Source organism: Alkalicoccus urumqiensis, from assembly GCF_002993335.1.
Lineage (GTDB): Bacteria > Bacillota > Bacilli > Bacillales > Salisediminibacteriaceae > Alkalicoccus > Alkalicoccus urumqiensis.
This window is the reverse complement of the sequence record NZ_PVNS01000009.1, coordinates 111,001-136,320: the sequence shown is the minus strand read 5'-3', so window position 1 is coordinate 136,320 and position 25,320 is coordinate 111,001. Positions and strand designations below refer to the sequence as shown.

Genomic DNA, 25,320 nt, shown 5'->3' with positions numbered 1-25,320 from the left:
CACAATGAAAATAGTTTTTATGGGAACACCGGATTTTTCTGTTCCGGTATTGAAGAAATTACAAGAAAGCGGACACGACGTGACGCTTGTCGTAACGCAGCCGGATAGACCGAAAGGGAGAAAAAAGGAACTGACACCGCCGCCTGTAAAAAAAGCGGCGCTGGAAATGGGACTTCCAGTATTCCAGCCGGAGAAAATAAAAGACCACGACATTATTATAAGAAATGAAAATCCGGATGTCATTGTAACGGCAGCATTCGGTCAGATTCTGCCGAAAGACATTCTCGATATTCCTCCTTACGGTGCCATTAATGTCCACGCCTCTCTTCTGCCGAAGTACCGAGGCGGGGCACCGATCCATCAGGCGGTCATCGACGGGGAAAAAGAAACCGGCATTACCATCATGTACATGGCGGAGAAGCTGGATGCAGGAAATATTATTCTTCAGGAGTCTGTAGCCATTGAGCCGGAAGATACGACCGGCACGATGCACGATAAGCTGAGTGTATGCGGAGCGGAGCTTGTAACAAAAGCTCTCGAATCCATTCAAAATGGAACGGCTCCATCCATCGAGCAGGTGGAGGAAGAAGCAACGTTTGCCCGGAACATCACAAAAGAGATGGAGCGTCTGGACTGGAGGAAAGACGCGGAGTCGGTTTACAATCAGATCCGCGGCCTTTCCCCGTGGCCCGGCGCGTATACAGAGCTGGAAGGAAAAAGAATAAAAATCTGGTCCGCCGTTCTGACCGGAGAAACGTCGAATAAAGATGCAGGAACGTTGATTCATCATGACGGACGTCTTCTTGCAGTCTGCGGTGACCATCGTCTGATCGAGCTTACGGAAATGCAGCCTTCCGGCAGAAAGAGAATGCATGCATCCGCATTCGCGGCCGGCAGTCCGGATACAGACGGAAAGGTGTTTACGAATGAAACAGATGAGTCTTAGAGAAACGGCACTGGACACGTTAATGAAAATTGAGAAGCAGCAGACGTACAGTAACCTGCTTTTAAATGAAATGATAAAAAAGGGCGGCATGAAACCGGTCGACAGACCCCTGTTCACCCAGCTTGTGTACGGAACACTTCAGTATAAAAAACGACTCGATTTCGAATTGGAAAAACGAAGCTCAAAGCCGCTTCATAAGCTCGATCTCTGGGTGCTCGTTCTCCTGCGGATAAGCCTGTATCAGCTGCGGTTTCTGGAAAGAGTCCCGGATCATGCAGTATTAAACGAAGCAGTTACGATTGCTAAATCCCGTGGCCATAAAGGGATTTCAGGGATGGTGAACGGCGTACTGCGCAGCTGTTTGAGAGAAGGCCCCCGCCCATTTACAGAAGCAGGAGGGAATATAGAGCAGCTGGCTGTAGAAACGTCTCATCCGGAATGGATGATCAAGCGCTGGATAAGCCAGCTTGGCTTTGAACAGACGAAAAAACTTGCTGAAGCGAATAATATTCCTCCAAAAACGACGGTTCGTCTGACTCACCTGGCTCCAGCGACCGGAGAAGTTCTGGAAAGTATGGAAGAAGATGGTCTTCTTGTTCTGAAAAGCAGTCTCCGACTGAATACGTTTCATATAGAGCGTGGTTCTGCCGCATCTGCAGCTGCATTTAAAAAGGGATGGATCGCCATACAGGATGAAGCATCGATGCTTGCAGGAGACGTCGTTTCCCCGGAAGACGGAGAGAAAATTCTCGACAGCTGTGCGGCTCCCGGAGGAAAGTCTCTTCACATTGCTTCCCTGGCACCCGGTGCGGAAATAACCGCGGTTGACCTTCATCCGCATAAAGTGAATTTGATTGAGAAAGCAGCAGAACGGCAGCAGATCTCCAACATAACTACACTGGCTGCCGATGCCAGGAAAATGGAACTGGAGCCGGAAAGCTTTGATAAAATTCTCGTGGATGCCCCCTGCTCCGGGCTCGGGGTTCTGAGAAGAAAACCGGATATGAAATGGACGAAAAAAGAAGAAGATATTACCCGTCTCGCGGCCATTCAGACAGATATTCTGCGCCACGTCTGGCCTTCGTTGAAACCGGGAGGCAGATTGATTTACAGCACATGCACGATCGACCGGGAGGAAAACGCTGATCAGGTTAGAACACTTCTCCAGCAAACCGTGGATGCACAGGGAGAAGATGTAACTCCTTACCTTCCTGAGCAGCTGGCCCCCTATATTTCTGAAGAGGGGATGCTGGAACTCTATCCCGGCACGATGGATATGGATGGCTTTTTCATTGCATCTGTTAAAAAAATGCCGGCCGGAGGTGGACATGCAGATGCATTATCATAAAGGAACCGATGTCGGACGTGTCCGTAAGCATAATGAAGATACTGTGGACGTAATCCAGCTGCATAACCATGCCCTCCTTGCTGTCGTCTGCGATGGCATGGGCGGGCACCGCGCCGGAGATGTTGCGAGCAGGCTGGCTGTGGAGGAGCTGAAAGCACTCCTTCAGAAGGAGACGCTTCCTGAAGAACTGGATCTGTGTACAGAAGTGCTCAAACAGGCTGTTTATTCGGTAAATGAGAGACTGAACGAATACCAGCGGACACATCCGGAATGCGCAGGAATGGGAACGACGATGACAGCCGTCGTGGTAACAGACAGCGGGATTTCCAGCGTGAACGTAGGTGATTCCAGGCTGTACGAATGGACCCCGGAAGCACTTGTTCAGCTGACAAACGATCAGTCGCTCGTCGGCGAGCTTCTAAGGCGGGGCGAAATTTCTGAAGTGGAGGCAGCCCATCATCCAAGAAAAAATGTCCTGCTTCAGGCGCTGGGAACAGAATCTTCGGTGAACGTGGATGCAGCGTCATTCCCCGGAAAAACAGGGGGACTGCTTCTTCTCTGTTCCGACGGTCTTACAAATAAATTATCCGACTCCGACCTGCATGAGATTATCGGGCAGAAGCACCTGCCTCTGTCTGAGCGGATAAATATGTGCATTGATGAAGCGAACAACCGCGGCGGCGAGGATAACATTACCCTCATTCTGATTGATGATACGGATGGAGGGAACTCCTCATGATCGGAAAACGGATTAATGAACGTTATAAAATTATCCGTCCGGTCGGCGGAGGCGGAATGGCTGACGTATTTTTAGCGGAAGATCTTATTTTAAACCGGCATGTCGCCGTGAAAGTTCTCAAAGAACAGTTTTCTCATGACGATGAATTCATACGCCGCTTTCATCGGGAGGCCGAGTCTGCCGCCAGTCTTTCTCATCCGAATATCGTCTCTCTGTTTGATGTAGGCGAGGAAAACAATGTCTATTACATCGTCATGCAGTACGTTAATGGACCGACGCTTAAAGAATACATTAAAGAAAATGGCCCGCTTTCTTCTGAAGAAAGCATCCGCATTCTAAAGCAGATTGCAGACGCTCTCAGCCACGCACACCAGAATCACCTGATCCACCGTGACGTAAAGCCCCAGAACATTCTTATCGGGGAAGACAACAATGTGCTCGTTACCGACTTCGGCATTGCCCGTGCCATCAGTGACGCAACTATTACGCATACAAATTCCGTTCTCGGATCTGTCCACTACCTGTCACCGGAACAGGCAAAAGGCGGGAGAATAACGTATCAGTCTGATTTGTATGCGCTTGGTATTCTGCTGTATGAAATGCTGACCGGTCAGGTGCCGTTTCAAGGTGACACGGCTGTATCAGTTGCACTGAAACATCTTCAGGATCCTATGCCGGATATACGTACCCATGTTCCGGATCTGCCACAGAGTGTAGTGGATTTGATTTCGAAACTGACGGCGAAATCACCGGACGACCGTTACGCGTCTGCAGAGTCGCTTTCCTGGGATCTGGAGACCGTGCTGGATCCTGACAGAGTGATCGCTTCAACAGCACCTGAAGATGAAACCGGGGAAGAGACAAAAATTATGCCCGCGGTCAAGCCGCCGGAAACCGAGGCCACGCTCTCTTCTGAAATGAAGACCCCGGCTCAGGAATCACCTGTATCCCCGAAAAAGAAAGGGCGTGGGAAAAAAGCAGCCGGGCTTCTGGTTCTGCTCGTTATTTTCTTTATTGGAATGGGAATTATCGCACTCGTATTTCTACCGAGACTTCTCCATGTGGAAGAGGTAAACGTTCCGGAAGTCAGCGGACAGCCTGTGGAGGAAGCGAGAATGGAACTCGAGGAGCTGGATCTGGAAGTGGAGGAGAGGACACGGGAAGATGATGATACAGAGGCGGGGCACGTGATCAGTACGTCTCCTGGTGCAGGGACGTCGGTGAAAGTCGGCTCGTCTATCGAAGTGATTGTAAGCTCTCCCGACCTTCCAGGAGAAATGCCGGATGTCACCGGTATGACACTGGAAGAAGCGGAGGAAGCGCTGGAAGGCCTTGGCGATGTGGAGACTGAAACGGTTTTTACTACGGAAGGGACTGCCGGCGAAATTGCAGAACAGCAGCCGGAAGCCGGTGCAGCGATCGAACCACCGGTAAATATGCTTCTTTCCGTCAGTGAACGAGAGACATTTACATTGAACAATTTTCAAGGCATGACGCAGGAGGAAGTTCTGGAACAGTCAGAGGACCTGCCTTACGTATCGTTCACGTTTGAGGAAGAGCCTTCTTCCGCAGAGGAAGGGACAGCGGTTTCTCAATTCCCTGAACGGGGGACGGAAATATCAAGCCCCGTAGAAGTGACGATTACGCTTTCCTCCGGCACGATAGAAGAGGAAGCGGAGCAGCCAGTGCCGTCAGAACCGGAAGAGGATAATGAACCCGGGGAGGCAGAGAGATCCGTGCCTTTCCGGGTAGAAGTTCCGCCGGGCGGCGGAGAGTACGATATCGTTATTTCTGTTGAAGATGCTGAAAACAGCAGCCCGGCTGTTGAGATTTCCGAAGTGATATCGGAAACTACTGAATATGACATTCCATTAATTGTTGAAGAAGGCGGTTCCGGCTTTATTCACCTGGAAGTGGACGGAGAAACGTTTGCGGACTCTCCTTATGAATATACGTATGATGAACTCGTATCCGGAGAGTAAATGAATGAATAAAAGGGAGGCTTTTATGCCGAAGGGCAGAATTGTGAAATCACTGAGCGGTTTTTATTATGTTGAAAGTGATGGCGAAATCTTTCAGTGCAGAGCCAGGGGAAATTTCAGAAATAGGGGCATTACGCCCATCGTAGGAGACTGGGTGGAGTATGAGGCGGAAAATAAAACGGACGGTTATATTATGGAAGTTCACGACCGCAGCAGCTCTCTGCGCAGGCCGCCTGTAGCTAATGTCGATCAGGCTGTCATTGTAAGCGCTGTGGAGCACCCGGCTTTCAGTACGTTGATTCTGGATAAACTGCTCGTTCACACAGAAGCTGCAGGAATGGATGCTGTTATTGTCATAACGAAGAAAGATCTCGGCGTCACGGAGGACATTGAGGAAGCGTGCCTGGTATACCGTCAGCTTGGTTACCCTGTTATTCTGACTGCTCATTCCGAAGGTGCTGCCGAAGAACTGCGGAGCTTCCTGGAGGGAAAGGTTTCTGTTTTTGCAGGTCAGTCGGGTGTCGGCAAATCCACGCTTTTAAACACACTCCATCCTGAGCTCGGAATTGAAACCGGCGAAGTGTCCAAAAGCTTGAAGCGCGGGAAGCATACGACAAGACATGTAGAATTAATTCCTATAGAGGGCGGATATGTAGCAGATACACCGGGTTTCAGCTCGCTGGACTTTTCCGGAATCGAAGAAGAAGTACTTTCCCACTATTTTCCGGAAATGGCGGAGCGGATTAATGACTGCCGCTTTCGGGGATGCCGGCATCTGAATGAACCGGGGTGTGAAGTGCAGGCTGCCGTGGAGCAGGGTGACATCGCGTCATTCCGATACAAAAATTATAAGCAGTTTCATGAAGAAATTTCGAGTCAGAAGCGGAGGTATTAGTCATGGAAATTAAAATAGCACCTTCCATTCTCGCGTCTGATTTTGCCAGACTGGGAGAGGAGATTCAATCGGTTGACCGGGCGGGAGCAGATTATATACACGTAGATGTCATGGACGGACATTTTGTGCCGAATATAACGCTCGGCCCGGCGATTACAGAGGCCTGCCGTAAATATACAAAGAAGCCGCTCGATGTGCATTTAATGATCGAAAAGCCGGAAAACTATATCCAGCACTTTGTCGATGCAGGGGCGGATATCATCAGTGTACACATCGAAGCCTGCCCGCACATTCACCGTGTCATTCAGCAGATTAAAGCTGCGGGAGTGAAGGCGGGGGTCGTCCTGAATCCCGGGACACCGGTTTCGGCAGTGGAATCTATCATTCAGGACGTAGATCTGGTTTTGCTGATGACCGTCAATCCCGGCTTCGGGGGTCAATCTTTCATACCTTCAGTACTCCCAAAAATCCGTGCAGTCCGGAGTATGGCCGGTCCGGACGTTGAGGTGGAAGTAGATGGCGGTGTGAACAAGGAGACAGCGAGGCAGTGTGTCGATGCCGGGGCGGACGTTCTCGTTGCAGGCTCCGCCGTGTTTTCACGGGAGGACCGGGCGGAAGCAGTTGCAGAAATCCGCGGCAGCTAGTAAGATGAAGAAAATAATATAACCACGAGGGGAGTCCCTGGAAGGACTGAGAGGAAGCTTAACGCTTCGACCCTAAGAACCTGTAAGTTGATGCTTGCGAAGGGAATGTGGAGTAGTAGACTGGAAACAGCTGCCTGCTCGGCAGCTGTTTTTTCATTTACGGCTCTCCTTCTGCAGGAATTCCCCGTGGGAAGGAGGCTGCTGAATGAAACACAATCGATTGGTTGTCATGATGGAAATAGCGATGATGACAGGACTGGCAGTAATACTTGATTTTGTCCGTGTGGCGCAGATGCCGTTTGGAGGATCGATTACACTGGCTGCAGTACCGCTTATTCTTCTTGCATTCCGCCGGGGGGCAGGCGCAGGTATTACTGCAGGAGTTATCTTTGGAATTATCAACTGGATGATCGGCGGCTACGTTGTTCACTGGGCACAGATGCTACTGGACTACCCGGTCGCGTTTGGTGTGCTGGGTACAGCAGGATTTTTCGCATTTAAGCGGTCGTGGACGTTGAAGCGCAAGCTTACCGCAGTCATTGCCGGAACTATCGTAGCAAATCTGCTTCGACTGGCTTCCCACTTTACGGCAGGTGTTGTATGGTTCAGAGAACTCGCTCCGGACGGAATGTCTCCCGAACTGTACTCTTTTCTTTACAATATTGCCTATATCGGGCCTATTATTGTTATTACGATTCTCATCATGGTGCTTATCGTCCGCACAGGAGAGCGGCTTTTTCATCCGGAAACATCGTAAGAAGGATCCGTTTACGGTTGAGATGAGAAGAAAGGGGACCCATTGTTGGATATTTATATGCTTGCCGGATCGCCGCAGGAAAATGTCATTCTGCCGGAGCTTCACTCCGGCCAGTCCTGGATCGGCGTAGACCGGGGTGCTTTGTATCTCGCAGAAAAAGGGGTGCACATGAAGGCGGCCGTCGGTGATTTTGACTCCGTCAGCAATTCCGAAATGCAGGTGATTCGTGCATCTGCTGAAGAAGTTATTACGCACCCGGCAGAGAAAGATCAGACAGATCTGGAGCTTGCATGCACGTGGGCCGAACCCTGGGCTGGTAAACTATATATTTATGGTGCACTAGGCGGAAGAATGGACCATTCACTGTTTGCGCTTCAGCTTCTGGAAGCAGTCCAGATTCCGACGGTTCTTCTGGACCGGTGGAACCGCATGGAACTGCTCCGCCCGGGGGAGTATACGCTGGAAAATACAGGATCCACTTACTTGTCATTTTTGAGTGTAACAGATTCTGTTGAAGGGCTCGTTTTATCGGGAACGAAATATCCACTGAGAAATGCTTCTCTGCGCCGGGGGTCGAGTCTCTGTGTGAGTAATGAATGGCAGGGGGATGCAGCTTTCGTGCGCTTTTCCAGCGGACTTCTGTTGATGATACATTCCACTGATCCAGCGTAGCTTCTTAAAAGGTCTAATAATTCTAATACAGGCAGGTTCATTCTCAATGAAAAAAAGCACTGAATTCAATGAAGAATTCAGTGCTTTTTATACATATCCGGATTATACGCGCTGTACCTTGCCGGACTTAAGTGCACGCGCAGAAACGTATACACGCTTCGGCTTGCCGTCCACCATGATTCGAACTTTCTGAACATTGGCACCCCAGCGGCGCTTGGACGCGTTCATCGCGTGGGAGCGTTTATTTCCAGTTGCTGGTCCACGACCAGTTACTGCACATCGTCTAGACATTCGTATCCCTCCTTCGTGCTGCGTTCGTTTTGCATACTTGAATATTGTAGCATCGGCTTAAATGAAATTCAAGTAGTAAAATCAAGCGGATTTCCTTGACACTTCTATTCACCCTGCCTTTCCAATCCAGTAATATTGTAGTAGAATGTTGATAGCCTTGAGCTACTATTATCCTTCGAGGAGGCTTCCATATATTATGACCATTGAAATTCAATCTGAGTTCGGAAGTATAGATGTATCGAAAGAAGTAGTAGCAGTGATTGCAGGAGGAGCTGCTGTAGACTGCTACGGAATCGTAGGTATGGCTTCGCAGAAGCAGCTGAAAGACGGCATTACAGATTTACTTGGCAAAGAGAATCTGGCACGTGGTGTTGTCATCCGTGAAGATGAAAATCTGCATATCGATATGTATATTATCGTAAGCTATGGAACACGTATTTCTGAAGTGGCTTCAAACGTGCAGCAGAAAGTAAAGTATCAGCTTGAAAAAATGCTCGGTCTTAAGGTTAACTCCGTGAACATTTTCGTGTCTGGAGTTCGAGTGACAAATTAGGTTAGTCAGGGGGAAACGCAGTGTCTGTACAAACGATTCAAGGAGAAAAACTTGTTCAAATGATCCAGGGAGGGGCGGCGAATCTGTCCGCCCAGTCAAAAAAAATCGATGCACTTAATGTTTTTCCTGTCCCGGATGGGGACACTGGAACGAACATGAACCTGACGATGACTTCAGGTGTTAAAGAAATGAAGGCGCAGGAGTCTTCTTCTGCAGGTGTGACTGCAGGACGTTTCGCAAAAGGACTTCTTATGGGAGCCCGCGGAAATTCCGGCGTCATTTTATCACAGCTGTTCCGTGGTTTTTCCAAAGCGCTGGAAGGCAAGGAGTCTGTAAGCGGTACGGAACTGGCAGAAGCTTTTCAGCAGGGTGTGGAGACGGCTTACAAAGCAGTAATGAAGCCTGTAGAGGGAACGATTCTCACCGTCGCAAAAGATTCAGCCAAAGCCGGCTGGGATGCTTCAGTTGAGGAAGATGACTGTACATTTGTCATGAAAGCTGTCACGAAAGAAGCGAAAGCTTCGCTGGAGAGAACCCCGGACCTTCTGCCGGTGCTTAAAGAAGTAGGGGTCGTAGATTCCGGAGGACAAGGTCTGTTAACAATCTATGAGGCTTTTGAAGCTGTACTGGAAGGAAAAGAAATGTCGTACAGAGAAGAGGAAGAGCCTTCTCTGGAAGAACTGGTGAAAATGGAGCATCATCAATCCGCCCAGTCTCATATGAATGCTGAAGATATTACATTTACGTACTGTACAGAGGTCATGGTAAAGTTCGATGCAGAAAAATTGAGTCAAAAACCATTTGATGAGGACAATTTCCGGGAGAAGCTGAGTGAATACGGAGATTCCCTTCTCGTCGTGTCAGATGAAGAGCTCCTAAAAATACATATTCATGCGGATTTCCCCGGCGAAGTAATCAACGAGGCCCAGCAGTTCGGTTCCCTCGTGCAGATCAAAGCGGAAAATATGCGTGACCAGCATGAATCTATCGTGAATGAGCCCGCCAAAAAGAAAAAAGTAACCGAACCGGCTGTGATCACTGTAGGGATGGGAAGCGGAATCAAGGCACTTTTTGAAGGACTTGGTGCCTATACAGTTATCGAAGGTGGTCAGACGATGAATCCGTCAACGGAAGACTTTATCCGCGCGATTGATGACAGCGGGGCTTCCCGTGTCATCCTTCTTCCAAACAACGGAAACATCATTATGGCCGCAGAACAGGCAGCGGAAGTGGCGGATGCCGACGTCCGTGTTGTGAAAACGAAATCGGTACCGCAGGGTCTGGCGGCCATGCTCGCCTACGAAGAGAACGGCGGCCTGGATGAGCTTGCTCCGGCAATGGAAGAAGCATCCACGGAAGTCAAAACCGGGGAAGTTACGTACGCGGTCAGGGATACGAGTATTGATGGTACGGCGATCAAAAAAGGAGATTATATGGGTATCTCCGGAAAAAAAATCTTAAACTGCGGCACGGATGTAGCGGAAGTGGCACAGAACCTTCTGCAGGAACTGGTCGACGGGGAATCGGAAATCGTTACGCTGATTTACGGGGAAGACCGGACGGCAGAAGAAGCAGATGCACTGGCATCCTTTGTAGAAGAGAAGTTTCCTGAAGTAGAAGTGGAAGTGCATGAAGGCAGTCAGCCGCTTTATTCGTATATTATTTCCGTAGAATAAGGAGTGAATGGTATGGGCAGGATCGTGATCGTAACAGATTCAACAGCAGATATTCCTGAAGCGCTCGCAAACGAACTCGGTATTAAGGTAGTACCACTGAAAGTACATTTCGGTGAGGATACGTACGAGGATGGAGTGGACCTTACTTCCTCCCAGTTTTACGAGAAGCTCTCCGCTTCTGAGACCATCCCTACTACTTCCCAGCCTACTCCGGGACAGTTTGAAGAAGTGTATCAGGAACTGAATGAAGACGGTGTCGAACAGATACTTTCCATTCACCTATCCTCCAAGCTGAGCGGTACGTATCAGTCTGCCTATATTGCACAGCAGACACTGGGAGACAGCGTGCCGGTCGAGGTAATTGATTCCCGCCGCGCTTCCTACGCGATCGGTATTATCGCAGCAGAAGCTGCGCGAATGGCGGCGCAGGGAGAATCGCTTGAATCCATCCGGCAGCGGATCGATGAAATGCTTGAAGATACAACGGTCTTTTTCATGGTTGATACACTTGAATATCTGCAGAAAAACGGGCGTATCGGCAAAGCTTCTGCGCTCGTCGGATCGCTTCTGAAAATAAAGCCGATCCTCTCGCTTAATGAAGCGGGGGAAGTATATCCGTTTGAAAAAGTCCGCGGAAGCAGGAAAGCTGCAGAGAAGATCGTATCTGAATTTCGGAACCGGTTTAATGGAAGACCTGTGCACGTAGGGATTTCTCATGCTCAGGCACCTGCAGAAGCATCCGCATTCATGGACCGGATGAAAGAATCGTTCGATGTCCAGCAGGAAGTGATCACCGATATCGGTCCGGTCATCGGAACCCATGTCGGTCCGGGAACGGTATCGATCAGCGTTGCGCCCGCAGCCCGTAAAAACTGAGCAGACGAACGTCCTGAATTCAAACCAACTGGTTACACTGAGCTGCTGCCTCCAAGCCGGAGGCAGCAGTTTTTTTGTGGAGTAAAAATGTATAAAGTCTGAAGCCTCTTCCGAGAAGGGATGCTAAGGGTTATAGCATTTCAGTGTTCTGTTACATTTACCGTTTGTTTCTGTTGATAAAGCTTCTCCGCTACCCGGCAGAAGCTTGCCGTGGGCTTGTCTTCCAGCCGGGCGCTGTTTGCACGGCTGCAAAGCATGAGCGGAGCCGGCCTTTGGTTTGAGCCGCCGGGCAGTGATCTTCTGCCATGCGGCGCGGCCGCGCGGAGCCATGCTTCTTCAATCGAAGCATTGTCCAGCTGCAGCGCCCACTCGCTCGAGGTTCCTTCACCCCTGCCGAAGAAAGCAAAGAGCAGCTTTCTTCGGCAGGGCCTCCAGGACTGGTCGCTCGTGACCAGGGCGCTTCCGCTTTTCGGGCGACTGCGCTTAATTCCACCGGCGTCCCTGCCGAACGCTCCGAAGCGTAGTAAAATAGAGACGAAATACAGAGGCTCCGTAGCAGGAACGAAATGCGTAAGGCAATAATGACCCTTACTCCGGAACTGGATGGAAGCAGTTTCTATACAGAAGGTACCGCTTCTAACAAGCGTTTTCTTTCTACCTGCCGAAACCGGAGGCCGTCGACTCCGGGAGGATCCGAACGAGGCGAAAATCCACGCCGCGTCAAGCGGTTGAAAGCACGAGCGGAGCCGGCCTTTGGTTTAAGCCGCAGGGCAGCGATTTTCTGCCATGCGGCGCGGCCGCGCGAAGCCGTGCTTCTTCAATCGAAGTATTGTCCAGCTGCAGCACCCACTCGCTCGAGGTTCCTTCACCCCTGCCGACGAAAGCGAAGATCAGCTTTCGTCGGCAGGGCTTCCAGGACTGGTCGCTCGTAAGCAGGGCGCTTCCGCTTTTCAGATTCCCTCCGGAACGCGAACGGCTGCAGGTGCAGGCAGGAAGCGGGAACCTGTTCAACAGACCTCCCTTTTTTAAGGTCAGGCGGTTTCTGCCTGGGTTATTTTATGGAGTAAAAATGTATAAAGCCTGAAGCCTCTTCCGGGCAGGGATGCCAAGGGTTATAGCATTTCAGCGTTCTGTTCCGTGTACCGATTGTTTCTGTTGATGGAGCTTCTCCGCTGTTCGGTAGAAGCGTACTTTTAAGCCGGAAGCACCGGCATGCTGCTTAGAACGGCGTGTTTTCCGTGATGTATACATAGAAAGAACAATCTTTTCAGTGAACACATTGCATCTGGAAGGAACGGGCGTTCTCTGCTACACTGACAGTAGATAACAAGGGAGTTATTTCATCAGCAATAACCAGGTACCTGAAGAGGAGAGGAGCATGAAAATGAAATACCGCAGCGTGTTTGATATTATCGGTCCGGTTATGATCGGACCTTCCAGCTCTCATACTGCAGGAGCTGCACGAATCGGTCTCGTAGCCAGGCAGATGTTCCGGCGGAGCCCGTCCAGAGCAGTGTTCCATCTGTACGGCTCATTTGCCAAAACATACAGAGGTCATGGAACCGATGCAGCGCTTCTTGGAGGGGTCCTCGGTTTTGATACCAGCGATGAGCGTATCCGCACTTCCCGTCAGGAGGCGGACAAGGAAGGGCTCCAGTACGAATTTATTGAAGAAGACGAAGTGTCTCTGCACCCGAACACGGTGATGATTGAGCTGTCTGAGGGTGAAGAAACAATGACGCTTGAAGGCATTTCCATCGGCGGAGGCAAAGTGGATATTACGAAATGGAATGGTTTCGACCTGCATCTCAGCGGCAACCACCCGGCGCTTTTGATTGTACATGAAGACCGGTACGGAGCTGTAGCTGCTGTAGCAGATATTCTTGCAGATGCAGAAGTCAATATCGGTCAGATGCAGGTATCCCGGAAAGAAAAAGGCAAAGAGGCGCTTATGGTTATTGAGGTGGACCAGAATGTCTCGGCCGGACTCATTCAGAAAATGGAACAGGTGCCGCAGTGCCGACAGGTAACGAAAATACACGAATAGGGGAGGAGGAATGACGCATGTTTCGAAATGCTGAAGAGCTGGTGCAGAAAGCAGAAAAAGAAGGAATTCCAATTTCTGAAGTGATGATCCTTCAGGAAATGGAGGCGCAGAATAAAACGAGAGAATCCGTCATGGAACAGATGGAGCGGAATTTATCTGTAATGGAACGCGCGGTGGAACGGGGGATTCTCGACACGGTTCAGTCTGTTACAGGACTTACCGGCGGCGATGGGAAAAAGCTTCATGAATACCGGATGATCCGGGAGCCGCTGTCCGGCGATACGATGCTTGATGCGGCAGCAAAAGCAATGGCTGTGAATGAAGTGAACGCAGCGATGGGAACGATCTGTGCCACGCCTACCGCTGGAGCATCCGGAGTAGTACCGGGTACGTTGTTCGCAGTGAAAGAAAAGCTGAACCCTGACCGGGAAGCGATGATCCGGTTTCTCTTTGTCAGCGGAGCTTTCGGCTTCGTTGTTGCCAACAATGCGGTTATTTCCGGTGCGGCCGGCGGCTGTCAGGCCGAAGTCGGCTCTGCGGCCGGAATGGCATCCGCAGCGATTGTTGAAATGGCTGGAGGTACGCCGAGGCAGTCGGCACAGGCGATGGCAATGACGCTGAAAAATATGCTCGGTCTCGTCTGCGATCCGGTGGCCGGCCTTGTCGAAGTTCCCTGCGTGAAGCGGAATGCAGGCGGCACTGCTCAGGCACTTCTTGCTGCGGATATGGCACTTGCAGGGATAGAAAGCCGGATCCCATGCGATGAAGTTATTGATGCGATGTACCGTATCGGCCAGAATATGCCTACTTCTCTCCGGGAAACCGGCGAAGGCGGACTGGCAGCAACTCCTACCGGCCGCAGGTGGAAGGAGGAGCTTTTCGGTGCTGGAAACGGGGTACGCTGACGTGCTGACCCAGCCTGTGTCATCGGTGCAGGGAGTCGGACCGAGAGCCGTGGAACAGCTCGCTGATCTCGGCATTTATACGATCCACGATTTAATCTTCTATTTTCCTTTCCGCTATGATGATTTCGCTGTCCGGAATATTCACGAAGTGGAGCATGAAGAGAAAGTCACGCTGCAGGGAGCCGTCCACAGTCAGCCGGAACTCCGCTTTTACGGTCCGAAAAAATCGCGCCTGACCATCCGCGTCCTTGTTGACAACGTCCTCGTACAGGCTGTTTTTTTTAATCAGGCATTTTTAAAACGTCAGATCCAGCCAGGTGATTACGTCACTTTTCACGGTAAATTTGACAGACACCGCCTGATGGTGCAGGGAGCTGTTTTAAAACAGCCTGCGGACGATGGAGAAATTGAACCGGTATATCCGCTGAAAAGCGGCATTAAGCTCGCATCATTGAAAAAGTGGATCGCCCGCGTATTTCAGGATTTCCAGGAAGATATTCAGGAAATACTGCCGGATCCGGCGTTGAAAAAATACAAGCTGATGGAACGCTCAAAAGCCTGCTACCACCTTCATTTCCCTCATGATATGGATTTATTTGAACAGGCGCGCAGACGGATGGTATATGAAGAACTTCTCGTCTTCCAGCTGAAAATGCAGATTTTCAGAAAGACGCAGAGGGAAGCGGACAGCGGAACGGAAAAAGTGTGGGATCCATCTGAATTGGTACAATTTATAAACAAACTTCCTTTTCCACTTACCTCTGCACAGGAAAGAGTGCTCCACGAAATTACAGAAGATATGAAAAGTCCGTACCGCATGAACCGGCTGCTGCAGGGAGACGTCGGGTCGGGTAAGACGATTGTAGCGGCAGCAGCACTGCTCGCTGCTGTTCGTTCCGGATATCAGGGGGCGCTGATGGTCCCGACTGAAATCCTCGCTGAGCAGCATGCCCAGTCGCTTGCAGAATTATTTGAGAACAGCGGTATCCGCACCGCTCATTTATCAGGTTCATCTAAAACGAAAGCCAAACGGGAAACGCTTGAAAAGCTCGCTGCCGGTGAGATCGACATTATTATCGGCACCCACGCGCTTATTCAGGAAGGGGTGGATTTTCACCGTCTCGGTCTCGTGATAACAGATGAGCAGCACCGGTTCGGTGTGCAGCAGCGCAGAGTACTCCGGGAAAAAGGGCTTCAGCCGGATGTTTTGTTTATGACAGCCACGCCTATTCCAAGGACGCTTGCCATCACGGCTTTCGGCGACATGGATGTCTCGACTATTGACGAAATGCCCGCCGGAAGAAAGCCGGTGGAAACGTATTGGGTAAAGCCGGATATGATGCCGAGAGTTCTTGGATTTATCCGCAGACAGGCGGAGGCCGGGCACCAGACATACGTAATCTGTCCATTAATTGAAGAATCTGACGTGCTTGATGTGCAGAATGCCATCGACCTCCACACCCAGATCCAGGAGGCGCTTCCTGAATTGAAAGCCGGACTGATGCACGGAAGGCTTCCTGCACAGGACAAAGAAGAAGTGATGCAGCAGTTTGCAGAAAACAGCGTTCAAGTACTGGTTTCCACTACCGTGGTGGAAGTCGGCGTCAACGTACCGAATGCAACACTGATGGTTATTTATGATGCCAACCGGTTCGGTCTTGCCCAGCTTCATCAGCTCCGGGGACGTGTCGGCCGCGGAAGTGATCAGGCGTACTGCATTCTGCTCGCTGATCCAAAATCCGACAATGGTAAAGAGCGGATGAGCATTATGACAGAAACGAATGATGGGTTTGAATTATCCCAGCGCGATCTGGAGCTCCGGGGCCCGGGTGATTTTTTCGGGGTCAAGCAGAGCGGGCTGCCTGAGCTGAAAGTAGCGGACATTGCGGAAGATTTTAAAGCGCTTGAAACGGCGCGTCAGGATGCCGTTAAGCTTGTGGAATCCGATGCTTTCTGGAAAGATTCCTCTTATCGCGGTCTCCGGCAGATGCTTGAGAAGGAAGGCGTCTTTGATGCAGATAGAATGGACTAGAGTGCCGCTTTGACAGGCGGTGCTCCGTTCTATATACTACAATTAGTACCTAGTCCTATGATCATGGAAGTGATACGATGAAATGGAATAAACGGCAGCGGCAGCCGAAACTCCGGGAAAAAATTGAAGAAGATCCATTCATAACAGATGATGCGCTCGCTTCATTTTTTGATGTGAGCGTGCAGACGATCCGTCTCGATCGTCTGGAGATGAATATACCGGAAGTGCGGGAACGGATTAAAGACGTGGCCCAGAAGCAGTATGATCCAGTGAAGGCACTCCCGGAAGAGGAAGTGATCGGGGATATCGTTGATCTGGAGCTGGATTCCTATGCGATATCAATTCTTGATATTAAAGAAGAGCATGCTTTTTCAAGAAATCATATTGCCAGAGGCCACCATCTATTTGCACAGGCGAACTCTCTCGCTGTAGCGGTGATTGATGATGAACTGGCACTTACGACAGAAGCGGAAGTCTCGTTTAAACGGCAGGTATATGCAGGAGACCGTGTCATTGCAAAAGCCCGCGTCAATAAGGCAGCGCAGAACAGGACGCATGTAAATGTCGAAAGTTTTGTCGGACAGAAACTCGTTTTCAGCGGTTCGTTTCATATGTTCCGCGAAGACCAGGTGGAGAAGGGGGAGCTATCATGAAACTGGCAGTAGATGTGATGGGCGGTGACAATGCGCCGCAGAGTGCGCTCGATGGCTGCCGGAGTGCACATGATGCATTTCCGGATCTGGAGCTTATTTTAGTAGGCGATGAATCGCAGATGAAGGAGGACTGGCTTGAAAGCAGCCGCGTCCGGATCGTACATACAACAGAAAAGATAGAATCAGATGATGCACCGGTGAAAGCTGTACGCAGGAAAAAAGAAGCATCGATGGTTAAAGCCGTTCAAATGGTGAAAGATAAGGAAGCAGATGCATGTATATCAGCAGGAAATACTGGTGCTCTGATGACAGCCGGCCTTCTTATCGTAGGCAGAATTCCCGGGATTGAGCGGCCTGCACTTGCACCGATGCTGCCGACGCTTGACGGCGGTGGCTTCCTCCTTCTTGACGTCGGAGCCAACATGGAAGCGAAAGCGTCCCACCTCGTGCAGTATGCTGAAATGGGATCAGTATATATGAATCGCGTGCGGGGGATTGAAAAGCCGCGAGTCGCTCTGCTGAACGTTGGAGCAGAGGGAGGGAAAGGCACGGAGCTTGTTAAAGAAGCATTCGACGGCCTGGAACAGGCGGATATCCACTTTATCGGTAATATTGAAGGCAGAGAACTTTTGGAAGGCAGAGCAGATATCGTCGTCACCGATGGCTTTTCCGGAAATCTGGTGCTGAAGACGATCGAAGGAACGGCGCTTTCCCTGTTCCAGATTCTTCGGAAGGAACTGACTTCCTCGCTGAAGAATAAGCTGGCTGCAGGCGTTTTAAAACCGGCGTTTAAAAATGTCCGTTCAAAGCTTGATTATGCAGAATACGGCGGCGCCGGTCTGTTCGGACTGCAGGCACCGGTCATTAAGGCACACGGTTCGTCGGACGGTCACGCCTTTTTCAGTGCTGTCAGACAGGCCGTAACCATGCATCAGGAAAACGTCATTCCAATGATCCGTAAAGCAGCAGAGGAGGAGTAATGATGGTAAAAACAGCAGTCATTTTTCCAGGACAGGGATCGCAGCATATCGGGATGGGAAAAGACCTTTTCGATTCGCGGAAAGAGGCGGAGGCAGTCTTTCGTCTTGCAGAAAGTGTTCTCGGTCCGGAATTTGTGGAATTGATTTTTAACGGAGATGAAGAGGAATTAAAACGCACAGAAAACACGCAGCCGGCACTTCTGACAGTGAGCACCGCTGTCTGGGAAGTGCTGAAGGCGGATGGGCTCACACCTTCCTATGCAGCAGGTCACAGTCTGGGAGAGTACAGCGCGCTGACCGCTGCTGGAGCCGTACCGTTTGCAGAAGCGCTGAAGGCGGTTCAGAAACGTGGGAAGTTTATGGAAGAAGCGGTTCCATCCGGAGAAGGAGCGATGGCAGCCGTTCTCGGCCTGGAGAGGGATGCGCTTAAGAAAGTGACAGAACAGGCTTCTGCGGAAACGGGCGTCGTGGAGCCGGCCAACTACAACTGTCCGGGCCAGATTGTCATTTCCGGTAGCAGAGCGGGCGTAGAACGTGCTGTGGAACTGGCTAAAGAAGCAGGGGCACGCCGTGCCATGATGCTGCAGGTCAGCGGTCCGTTTCATTCCAGTCTGATGAAACCTGCGGCAGAGAAAATGAAACCGGAGCTTCAGTTCCTGGAAATCAGCGAACCCGGCATTCCCGTGATAGCAAACGTAAATGCCCAGCCGGTTTCCAAAGAGGACATTCCCGGTGCGCTCGAAGCCCAGATCGCCTCGCCGGTTCTCTGGGAGGATACGATCCGGTACTTGTCGGAGCGAGGTGTGACGAGGTTTGTCGAAGCTGGACCGGGTAAAGTGCTTAGCGGACTTGTTAAAAAAATAGACAGACGGGCGGAAACGCTCCCGGTTTTTGACACAGAAACTGCGGATAAAGCAAAAGCTGCCTGGGGGGAGGATACAGAATGAGTACACAGACAGCAGTAGTTACAGGAGGATCGAGAGGCATCGGCCGCGCGATCTGCCTGGAACTTGCAAAATCTGGACGGAATATCGCAGTAAATTTTGCGGGGAATACCGAAAAGGCGGAAAAGACGGCTGCGGACTGCCGCGAACTAGGTGTGAAGGCGGAAGTTTATCAGGCCGACGTATCAGACGGCACACAAGTGCAGCAGATGATGAAGCAGATTCAGGATGACTTCGGCAGTATTGATATACTCGTCAATAATGCCGGAATTACAAAGGACAACCTTCTTATGAGAATGAAAGAAGAAGATTTTGATGCCGTCGTGGATACAAATTTAAAGGGAACATTTCTCTGCTCAAAAGCTGTGACAAGGCCGATGATGAAGCAGCGCAGCGGAAGAATTATAAACATTTCCTCCATCGTTGCCTCCGCAGGGAACCCGGGGCAGGCTAACTACGTAGCAAGTAAAGCCGGAATTCTTGGTCTTACAAAATCGATGGCTAAAGAACTTGCCAACCGGAACATTCTCGTAAATGCGGTGTCACCGGGCTTTATTTCGACAGAGATGACAGATGAGCTGACGGAAGAGCAGCAGGAAGCGCTTCTCGGCCAGATTCCACTTGGAAGACTCGGCGAGCCGGAGCAGATCGCTGGTGTCGTCCGTTTCCTTACAGAAGAAGCATCAGCCTACATGACCGGCCAGACGCTTCATGTTGACGGTGGCATGTATATGGGATGACCCCGTCTGGTATTTCAGGGCGGTTTATCCTATAATAGCTAAAGGAGGTGAAAGACATGGCAACAAATCAGGAAAGAATTGCAAAGATCGTTTCGGAGCGTCTCGGTGTAGATGAGTCCGAGGTGAAGCGTGAAGCAACGTTTAAAGATGATCTGGGAGCAGATTCTCTGGATGTAGTAGAACTCGTGATGGAGCTTGAAGATGAGTTTGATCTCGAAATTTCCGATGAGGATGCGGAGAAAATCGCAACGGTCGGAGACGTCGTCGACTACATAGAGAATCATCAATAAGAGGAACTCTGCCGGCAGGATCCTCATGCGGATCCTGCCTGCTTCTCTATGGACCACCCGAAAATACACGATAAGTTGGAGGTTTCTATGCAGCAGTCACGAAAAATATACCGGCGTGGGATGAAACGTCAAGGGAAGAAAATGCAGCTTACCAAAGCGCAGAAAGCGAAATACCGGCAGTTTCTCGATCAGCTTGGTGTTACGTATGAAGATGAATCGCTGTTTATTCAGGCATTCACGCACTCTTCGTATGTTAATGAACACCGCATCCGCCCGCATGATGATAACGAAAGACTGGAGTTTTTAGGCGATGCTGTTTTGGAATTGGCCATCTCCCAGTATTTATTTAAGCTCTTCGATCATATGAGTGAAGGAGAGATGACCAAACTCAGAGCTGCCATCGTATGTGAACCGTCGCTTGCGAAAAATGCGGAGGAACTTGGCTTCGGTGAATATGTTCTTCTCGGAAAAGGCGAGGAGATGACCGGGGGCAGAAACCGCCCGGCCCTTCTGGCGGATGTGTTTGAAGCGTTTATCGGATCTCTGTATCTGGACGGCGGAATGGATGCGGTTTATCTTTTCCTTGAAAACTATGTTTACCCGAAAATTCACGACGGAGCTTTCTCTCACATGATGGACTTTAAAAGTCAGCTTCAGGAACTTATACAGCGTGAGAACCAGGGACAGGTGCAGTACCAGATCGTACAGGAAAAAGGGCCTGCCCACTCGAGGGAATTCGTCTCTGAGGTTCTTCTGGATGAAGATCCGCTCGGACGGGGAAGCGGACGTTCCAAAAAAGAAGCGGAACAGATGGCAGCCCAGAAAGCATTGGAAAAACTGACCGACGAGGACAACGAATAAAAAAGCGTGATCGATGAGCCTCCTGGCTGCTGATCGATCACGCTTTTTGTCTTTATAAATCCTTTTTCAAGCAGTTGGCACTTCCGGATTTTGATCAGACCCGGGCGCTCAGCCAGGGTAGCCCCGCCGGACAGAGCGGAGTGTTTCGAGACTCTGCTGATCAAAGCTGCTTTCCCCTTCTTCCAGCCGGCGCTCGTATTCATCTGCCGCCTCCTGAAGAGAAGCAGTGTAATCTGGAACGGTGCCGGTATATATTTTGATCTGGTTCAGAGGGATGTTGGCTTTTTCCTGATAGCTGAGAGCCGGACGTTCATGAAAAAAAGGAACGTCCGTCTGATTCGGATTGTGAAGGTCTCCCTGCCGCGGGTGTCTTTTCACAGCAAGTATTTTCACGACTCCGGTTCCTCTGGAATCATTCGTTTCAAGCAGCTCGCCGTAATAAGAGCCGGTTTTATACGTGCACGTTACGATATCACCCATGTAAAAACCTCCTGGCAGTTCAGCTGTTCGTCCTGTAAAAAGATGTTACACTTCGTTGCGCATAGAGCCAAGTTCAGAAACGATAGCGTCCATTTCATTTACGCTGAAATTCGGCTTGGACATCACGTGGGCGTGGATCGCCTGTATGTCTTCGTATTTGTCTGCACCGTAAAATTCAGCTTTCATCGCGCCGCCGTTTACGATCTGCAGCTTCGTTTTAATATCTTCAATCATCTGTGCCATTTCGGCTTTTTTTTCCGCAGTATCCATGTTCAGGAAACCTCCTTTTCATTTCTATCTTCAGTTTAACATGCAAATCCTTCTGCGCCCAGTGGAATTGAACGCAAAGGCGGGTGCGGGAGTCCGGGAATGTATGGTAAAATAGCTTAGTTGAAAACGACGGACGAGAAGAGAATTGAGGTGGAGAGAATGTTCCTGAAACGACTGGAACTCTCTGGATTTAAATCATTTGCTGACCGGGTACAGGTGGAGTTTGAGTCCGGTGTTACAGCAGTGGTCGGTCCAAACGGCAGTGGAAAGAGTAATATTTCCGATGCGGTAAAATGGGTGCTTGGCGAAAAATCTGCCAAAAGCCTGAGAGGGACGAAAATGGAAGATGTTATTTTTGCCGGAAGCGAGGACCGGAGACCGGTTCAGATGGCTGAAATCACGCTTGTTTTAAATAATGAAGAGAAGAAACTTCCAATTGATTATACAGAGGTGGCAGTTACGCGGCGGGTGTTCAGAAGTGGTGAAAGTGATTACTTGATAAACAATCACCCATGCCGCTTGAAAGACATCATAGAGCTGTTTATGGATTCCGGCATCGGCAGAGAGTCGTTTTCCATCATCGGTCAGGGCAGGGTGGAAGAAATACTCAGCACCCGTGCCGAAGAGCGGCGGGCGGTGATTGAAGAAGCTGCAGGTGTAAGAAAATACCAGCAGCGGAAGCTGCAGTCAGAAAAAAAATTAACGGATACAGAAGAAAACCTGAGCAGAGTCAAAGATATTCTTCACGAATTGTCACAGCAGGTCGAGCCATTGAAAGAACAGGCATCGGCTGCGGAGGAATTTCTCGCGCAGAAAGCAGAGCTTAAAGACATTGAAACGGCCGTACTTGCAGCAGACATTGAAGAGCTCCATAAAAATTGGACGCGCTGTTCTGAAAAGCTTGAGGAACTTTCAGCTGAGGAAACTGCGCTGAAACGTCACATCAAAGAGCTCGAAGGCGCACAGGCCTCTCTGCGCAGCCAGCTTGAAGAAAAAGAGACGGAACATGAAAACGTTCAGGAAGAACTCATTACCGCAAACAGAGAGGTTGAACAGCAGGAAAGCCGCATGAAGCTCCATGATGAGCGCCGGCGGCACTATGCAGAAAATAGAACACAGTACCGCCGGGAGCTTGAGCAGCTTCATTTGAAGAAAAAAGAACTGGACGAAGAGGTGGAAGAACAGCAGAAAAAACACGAGCGCCTTCAGGCTGATCTCCGTGAAGCAGAAGAGGCCTTTCAAGCAACGTCCGCTCAGCTGAAGGCAGTATCTGCGTCAGGCACGGAAGACCTGGAATCGTTAAAATCCCAGTATTTTGATAAACGCAATGAGCGGGCTGCTGCCGGGAATGAGCTTCGTTATGAAGAGGAGCGCCTGGATAGAGAGAATAAACGGCGCGAACGCTGGGAAGCACAGAACGGGGATCTCATTGAAGAGATTCAGGAGCAGAAGGATATAGAAGCGGAGCTGTCAGAGCTCCGGAGCCGGAGAGAGAAAGAAACCGCATCTCTTGTAACAACGTGGCAGAATACGCGGAAAAGTCTCGAAAAATTGGAAAGCGCCCGCTCAGAAAAAGAGCAGATGTACTATGAGGGCCTCCGCCGGCTGTCGCAGAAAAAAGCGGATAAAGAAGCGCTGGAACAACTGCAGCAGGACTATGCCGGTTATTTTCAAGGGGTGAAAAGTGTTTTAAAAGAACGCGGTTCCTTCGCCGGTATCCACGGGGCCGCTGCAGAACTTTTTACAGTGCCGAAAGCGTACCGGCTGGCAGTAGAGACAGCGCTCGGCGCAGCGCAGCAGCACATAATTGCAGATACGGAAAAAACGGCGCAGCAGGCGATTACGCTGCTGCGGCAGCGACGTCTTGGGCGGGCGACGTTTCTACCGCTCGATACGATCCGTTCCAGAGAAATTTCGTCCAATACGGCCGCGCAGGCTGAACAGGTTGATGGCTACTGCGGAACAGGTTCACAGCTGGTCCACGCTGAAGATATGTACATCACGGTAAAAAACCATCTGCTCGGAAATGTTCTCATCACGAAGGATCTTGACGCTGCAAGAGCAGTTTCCAAAGCAACCGGACGGAAGTTCCGGGTCGTTACGCTGGAAGGTGATGTGATGAATCCGGGAGGTGCAATGACCGGTGGAAGCGTCCAGAAAAAGCAGAGTGCGATACTCGGACGCGGGGAAGATATTGAAAAAGCCGCAGAGGAGTGCAGCCGCCTCGAAGCAGAGCTTGATAAACTCCAGCAGAAAATGAAACTGGAGCAGCAGCAGACAGAAACTGCCCAGCGGGAATTAAAAGAACTGGAAATGCAGGGGGAAGAAGCGAGGCAGCAGGAAATAGAAGCGAGACACCTCGAAGAGCAGGCGCGCATGAAACGACGCACGCTTCAGGAAAAGCTTGATGAAGCGGAGCTCGAATTAACCGGCCCTTACCGTGAAGAGGGGAAAGACCGGGTTGAAGCATTAAAGGAAACGTGCAGCGGGCTGGATAAAGAGCTGGAGGAACTGGACAGAAAAATGAAAGATGCAGCCGTGGACAAAGAGAAAAGCACGGAAACGATCCAACGTCTGCAGCAGGAGACGACAGATCTCCAGGTGGCCCTGGCTTCGAAAAAAGAACAGACAGTCCATGCAGAAGAAACGCTCCGCAAGATGAAAGAAGAAGCGGCTTCTCTCGGGCGGACGATTATCGAAAAAGATGAAGCAAACAGTCTCCTGGAAGCAGAGCTGTCGGATCAGACAGCGGGTGCCGGCCGGCTGGATGAAGATCTGGAGAAAAAGAAAAAGAAAAGAGAAGAGCTCGAGCGTTCGTTAAAAGAGATACGCGGTATAAGGGCTGATCTTCGCAGCGGGCTGGAAAATGGCCGTGTGAAGCTGGAAACATGTTACGGCCGCAGCACCTGGCTGCAGGAGCAGCGGCACACACAGGAGCTGGAGATGAGCCGTCTGGACGGGGAAATGGAACAGCGCCTGACAAAACTGCGGGAAGAATATGAACTAAGCTACGAGGCAGCCAGAGCCGCAGCACCTCTTACAATGGAGCTGTCAGAAGCCCGTGAGCAGGTGAAGCTGCTGCGGATGAGTATGGATGAGCTTGGCCCTGTCAACCTGGGGGCCATTGAGGAATATGCGCGGGTGAAAGAACGATTTGATTTTCTTTCTTCCCAGAAGCAGGATCTCGATGAAGCAAGAGAGACACTCTTGAATGTCATTTCTGAGATGGATGATGAGATGACGACAAGGTTTAAAACGACTTTTGAAGATATTAAGCGGGAGTTCTCCGAAGTGTTTAAAGAACTTTTCGGCGGCGGTAAAGCTTCGCTGGAACTGACAGAGCCGGACAGCCTGCTCACGTCAGGTGTGGAGATTCAGGCACAGCCGCCCGGAAAAAAACTACAGCACTTAAATTTGTTGTCCGGAGGCGAACGTTCGTTAACAGCCATCGCGCTTCTCTTTGCCATACTCCGTGTTAAACCGGTTCCGTTCTGCGTTCTGGATGAAGTAGAAGCGGCGCTGGATGAAGCCAACGTTACGAGATTTGCCTCGTACGTCAAGGAATTCAGCAGGGATACGCAGTTTATCGTCGTTACCCACCGCAAAGGAACGATGGAGCAGGCGGACGCGCTGTACGGTGTGACGATGCAGGATTCCGGAGTGTCGAGTCTCGTATCCGTAAGGCTGGAGGAAACCGATGAATTAGTAGAAGCAGGAGCAGAAAGGGGAAGCATGTAAC

At 50.5% G+C, this 25,320-nt stretch carries 25 protein-coding genes and 1 riboswitch; of the genes, 21 read left to right on the top strand and 4 right to left on the bottom strand.

The window, feature by feature from the left end; translation table 11 throughout:
* Positions 1–4: 4 nt before the first annotated feature.
* The 8 genes from fmt (at position 5) to C6I21_RS10725 (ending at position 7,983) form a co-directional block, all read left to right on the top strand.
* Positions 5–946, top strand: a complete 942-nt coding sequence (gene fmt / locus C6I21_RS10760) for a methionyl-tRNA formyltransferase (protein ID WP_105959478.1) — start codon at positions 5–7, stop codon at positions 944–946.
* A complete protein-coding gene (gene rsmB, locus C6I21_RS10755) occupies positions 927–2,294 on the top strand; it encodes a 16S rRNA (cytosine(967)-C(5))-methyltransferase RsmB (RefSeq protein WP_105959477.1) in 1,368 nt (455 codons plus the stop codon). Before fmt ends, rsmB begins: the two co-directional genes overlap by 20 nt.
* Positions 2,281–3,033: a Stp1/IreP family PP2C-type Ser/Thr phosphatase gene (locus C6I21_RS10750; RefSeq protein WP_181186212.1), complete on the top strand. Its 753-nt coding sequence runs from the start codon at positions 2,281–2,283 to the stop codon at positions 3,031–3,033. The genes rsmB and C6I21_RS10750 overlap by 14 nt, the downstream gene beginning before the upstream one ends.
* A complete protein-coding gene (pknB, locus tag C6I21_RS10745; protein ID WP_105959475.1) occupies positions 3,030–5,015 on the top strand; it encodes a Stk1 family PASTA domain-containing Ser/Thr kinase in 1,986 nt (661 codons plus the stop codon). The genes C6I21_RS10750 and pknB overlap by 4 nt, the downstream gene beginning before the upstream one ends.
* Before the next feature lie 25 nt (positions 5,016–5,040).
* Entirely contained in the window at positions 5,041–5,910 is an 870-nt protein-coding gene (gene rsgA / locus C6I21_RS10740; RefSeq protein ID WP_105959531.1) for a ribosome small subunit-dependent GTPase A, read from the top strand.
* Positions 5,911–5,912: 2 nt separating this feature from the next.
* The gene (gene rpe, locus C6I21_RS10735; protein WP_105959474.1) at positions 5,913–6,554 is read left to right on the top strand and encodes a ribulose-phosphate 3-epimerase; all 642 of its coding nucleotides are present in this window, start codon (positions 5,913–5,915) and stop codon (positions 6,552–6,554) included.
* 17 nt (positions 6,555–6,571) lie between these two features.
* Positions 6,572–6,677, top strand: a riboswitch (TPP riboswitch).
* A gap of 82 nt (positions 6,678–6,759) precedes the next feature.
* Entirely contained in the window at positions 6,760–7,311 is a 552-nt protein-coding gene (gene thiT, locus C6I21_RS10730; RefSeq protein WP_105959473.1) for an energy-coupled thiamine transporter ThiT, read from the top strand.
* Positions 7,312–7,356: 45 nt separating this feature from the next.
* Entirely contained in the window at positions 7,357–7,983 is a 627-nt protein-coding gene (locus tag C6I21_RS10725; protein WP_105959472.1) for a thiamine diphosphokinase, read from the top strand.
* Between the two features lie 102 nt (positions 7,984–8,085).
* On the opposite strand, the gene rpmB is transcribed toward C6I21_RS10725, so the two are convergent.
* Positions 8,086–8,274, bottom strand: a complete 189-nt coding sequence (gene rpmB / locus C6I21_RS10720; protein WP_105959471.1) for a 50S ribosomal protein L28 — start codon at positions 8,272–8,274, stop codon at positions 8,086–8,088.
* A 196-nt stretch (positions 8,275–8,470) separates the two neighbouring features.
* Between rpmB and C6I21_RS10715 the strand changes: the two genes are divergently transcribed.
* From C6I21_RS10715 to C6I21_RS10705, 3 genes are read left to right on the top strand one after another with little or no spacing between them, the layout of a single operon-like run.
* Positions 8,471–8,827 (top strand): Asp23/Gls24 family envelope stress response protein, encoded by a 357-nt coding sequence (locus C6I21_RS10715; RefSeq protein ID WP_105959470.1) that lies wholly within the window; start codon positions 8,471–8,473, stop codon positions 8,825–8,827.
* A 20-nt stretch (positions 8,828–8,847) separates the two neighbouring features.
* Entirely contained in the window at positions 8,848–10,503 is a 1,656-nt protein-coding gene (locus C6I21_RS10710; RefSeq protein WP_105959469.1) for a DAK2 domain-containing protein, read from the top strand.
* A gap of 12 nt (positions 10,504–10,515) precedes the next feature.
* Positions 10,516–11,379 (top strand): DegV family protein, encoded by an 864-nt coding sequence (locus C6I21_RS10705; RefSeq protein WP_105959468.1) that lies wholly within the window; start codon positions 10,516–10,518, stop codon positions 11,377–11,379.
* A gap of 720 nt (positions 11,380–12,099) precedes the next feature.
* Here C6I21_RS10705 and C6I21_RS16545 read toward each other — a convergent pair.
* Positions 12,100–12,390, bottom strand: a complete 291-nt coding sequence (locus C6I21_RS16545) for a hypothetical protein (protein WP_105959467.1) — start codon at positions 12,388–12,390, stop codon at positions 12,100–12,102.
* A 373-nt stretch (positions 12,391–12,763) separates the two neighbouring features.
* On the opposite strand from C6I21_RS16545, the gene sdaAB reads away from it, so the two are divergent.
* The 9 genes from sdaAB (at position 12,764) to rnc (ending at position 20,831) form a co-directional block, all read left to right on the top strand.
* Positions 12,764–13,426 carry an L-serine ammonia-lyase, iron-sulfur-dependent subunit beta gene (sdaAB, locus tag C6I21_RS10695; RefSeq protein ID WP_105959530.1) on the top strand — a complete coding sequence of 221 codons (663 nt, stop codon included), beginning with the start codon at positions 12,764–12,766 and terminating at the stop codon, positions 13,424–13,426.
* A 17-nt stretch (positions 13,427–13,443) separates the two neighbouring features.
* Positions 13,444–14,331, top strand: a complete 888-nt coding sequence (sdaAA, locus tag C6I21_RS10690; RefSeq protein WP_105959466.1) for an L-serine ammonia-lyase, iron-sulfur-dependent, subunit alpha — start codon at positions 13,444–13,446, stop codon at positions 14,329–14,331.
* Positions 14,309–16,363: an ATP-dependent DNA helicase RecG gene (gene recG, locus C6I21_RS10685; RefSeq protein WP_245411606.1), complete on the top strand. Its 2,055-nt coding sequence runs from the start codon at positions 14,309–14,311 to the stop codon at positions 16,361–16,363. The genes sdaAA and recG overlap by 23 nt, the downstream gene beginning before the upstream one ends.
* Before the next feature lie 77 nt (positions 16,364–16,440).
* Positions 16,441–17,016 (top strand): transcription factor FapR, encoded by a 576-nt coding sequence (gene fapR, locus C6I21_RS10680; protein ID WP_105959465.1) that lies wholly within the window; start codon positions 16,441–16,443, stop codon positions 17,014–17,016.
* Positions 17,013–17,996, top strand: coding sequence for a phosphate acyltransferase PlsX (gene plsX / locus C6I21_RS10675; RefSeq protein ID WP_105959464.1), 984 nt, complete (start codon positions 17,013–17,015; stop codon positions 17,994–17,996). The genes fapR and plsX overlap by 4 nt, the downstream gene beginning before the upstream one ends.
* A gap of 2 nt (positions 17,997–17,998) precedes the next feature.
* The gene (fabD, locus tag C6I21_RS10670; RefSeq protein ID WP_105959463.1) at positions 17,999–18,943 is read left to right on the top strand and encodes an ACP S-malonyltransferase; all 945 of its coding nucleotides are present in this window, start codon (positions 17,999–18,001) and stop codon (positions 18,941–18,943) included.
* Positions 18,940–19,680, top strand: a complete 741-nt coding sequence (fabG, locus tag C6I21_RS10665; protein ID WP_105959462.1) for a 3-oxoacyl-[acyl-carrier-protein] reductase — start codon at positions 18,940–18,942, stop codon at positions 19,678–19,680. Before fabD ends, fabG begins: the two co-directional genes overlap by 4 nt.
* A 56-nt stretch (positions 19,681–19,736) precedes the next feature.
* The gene (gene acpP, locus C6I21_RS10660; protein ID WP_105959461.1) at positions 19,737–19,970 is read left to right on the top strand and encodes an acyl carrier protein; all 234 of its coding nucleotides are present in this window, start codon (positions 19,737–19,739) and stop codon (positions 19,968–19,970) included.
* 141 nt (positions 19,971–20,111) lie between these two features.
* On the top strand, positions 20,112–20,831 hold the full coding sequence (rnc, locus tag C6I21_RS10655) for a ribonuclease III (protein ID WP_425352501.1): 720 nt from the start codon (positions 20,112–20,114) through the stop codon (positions 20,829–20,831).
* Positions 20,832–20,939: 108 nt separating this feature from the next.
* On the opposite strand, the gene kapB is transcribed toward rnc, so the two are convergent.
* On the bottom strand, positions 20,940–21,311 hold the full coding sequence (kapB, locus tag C6I21_RS10650) for a kinase-associated lipoprotein KapB (RefSeq protein ID WP_425352500.1): 372 nt from the start codon (positions 21,309–21,311) through the stop codon (positions 20,940–20,942).
* Positions 21,312–21,356: 45 nt separating this feature from the next.
* A complete protein-coding gene (locus tag C6I21_RS10645; RefSeq protein WP_105959458.1) occupies positions 21,357–21,581 on the bottom strand; it encodes a DUF1128 domain-containing protein in 225 nt (74 codons plus the stop codon).
* A gap of 159 nt (positions 21,582–21,740) precedes the next feature.
* Here C6I21_RS10645 and smc point away from each other — a divergent pair, with 159 nt between their 5' ends.
* A complete protein-coding gene (smc, locus tag C6I21_RS10640) occupies positions 21,741–25,319 on the top strand; it encodes a chromosome segregation protein SMC (RefSeq protein ID WP_105959457.1) in 3,579 nt (1,192 codons plus the stop codon).
* Position 25,320 lies beyond the last annotated feature (1 nt).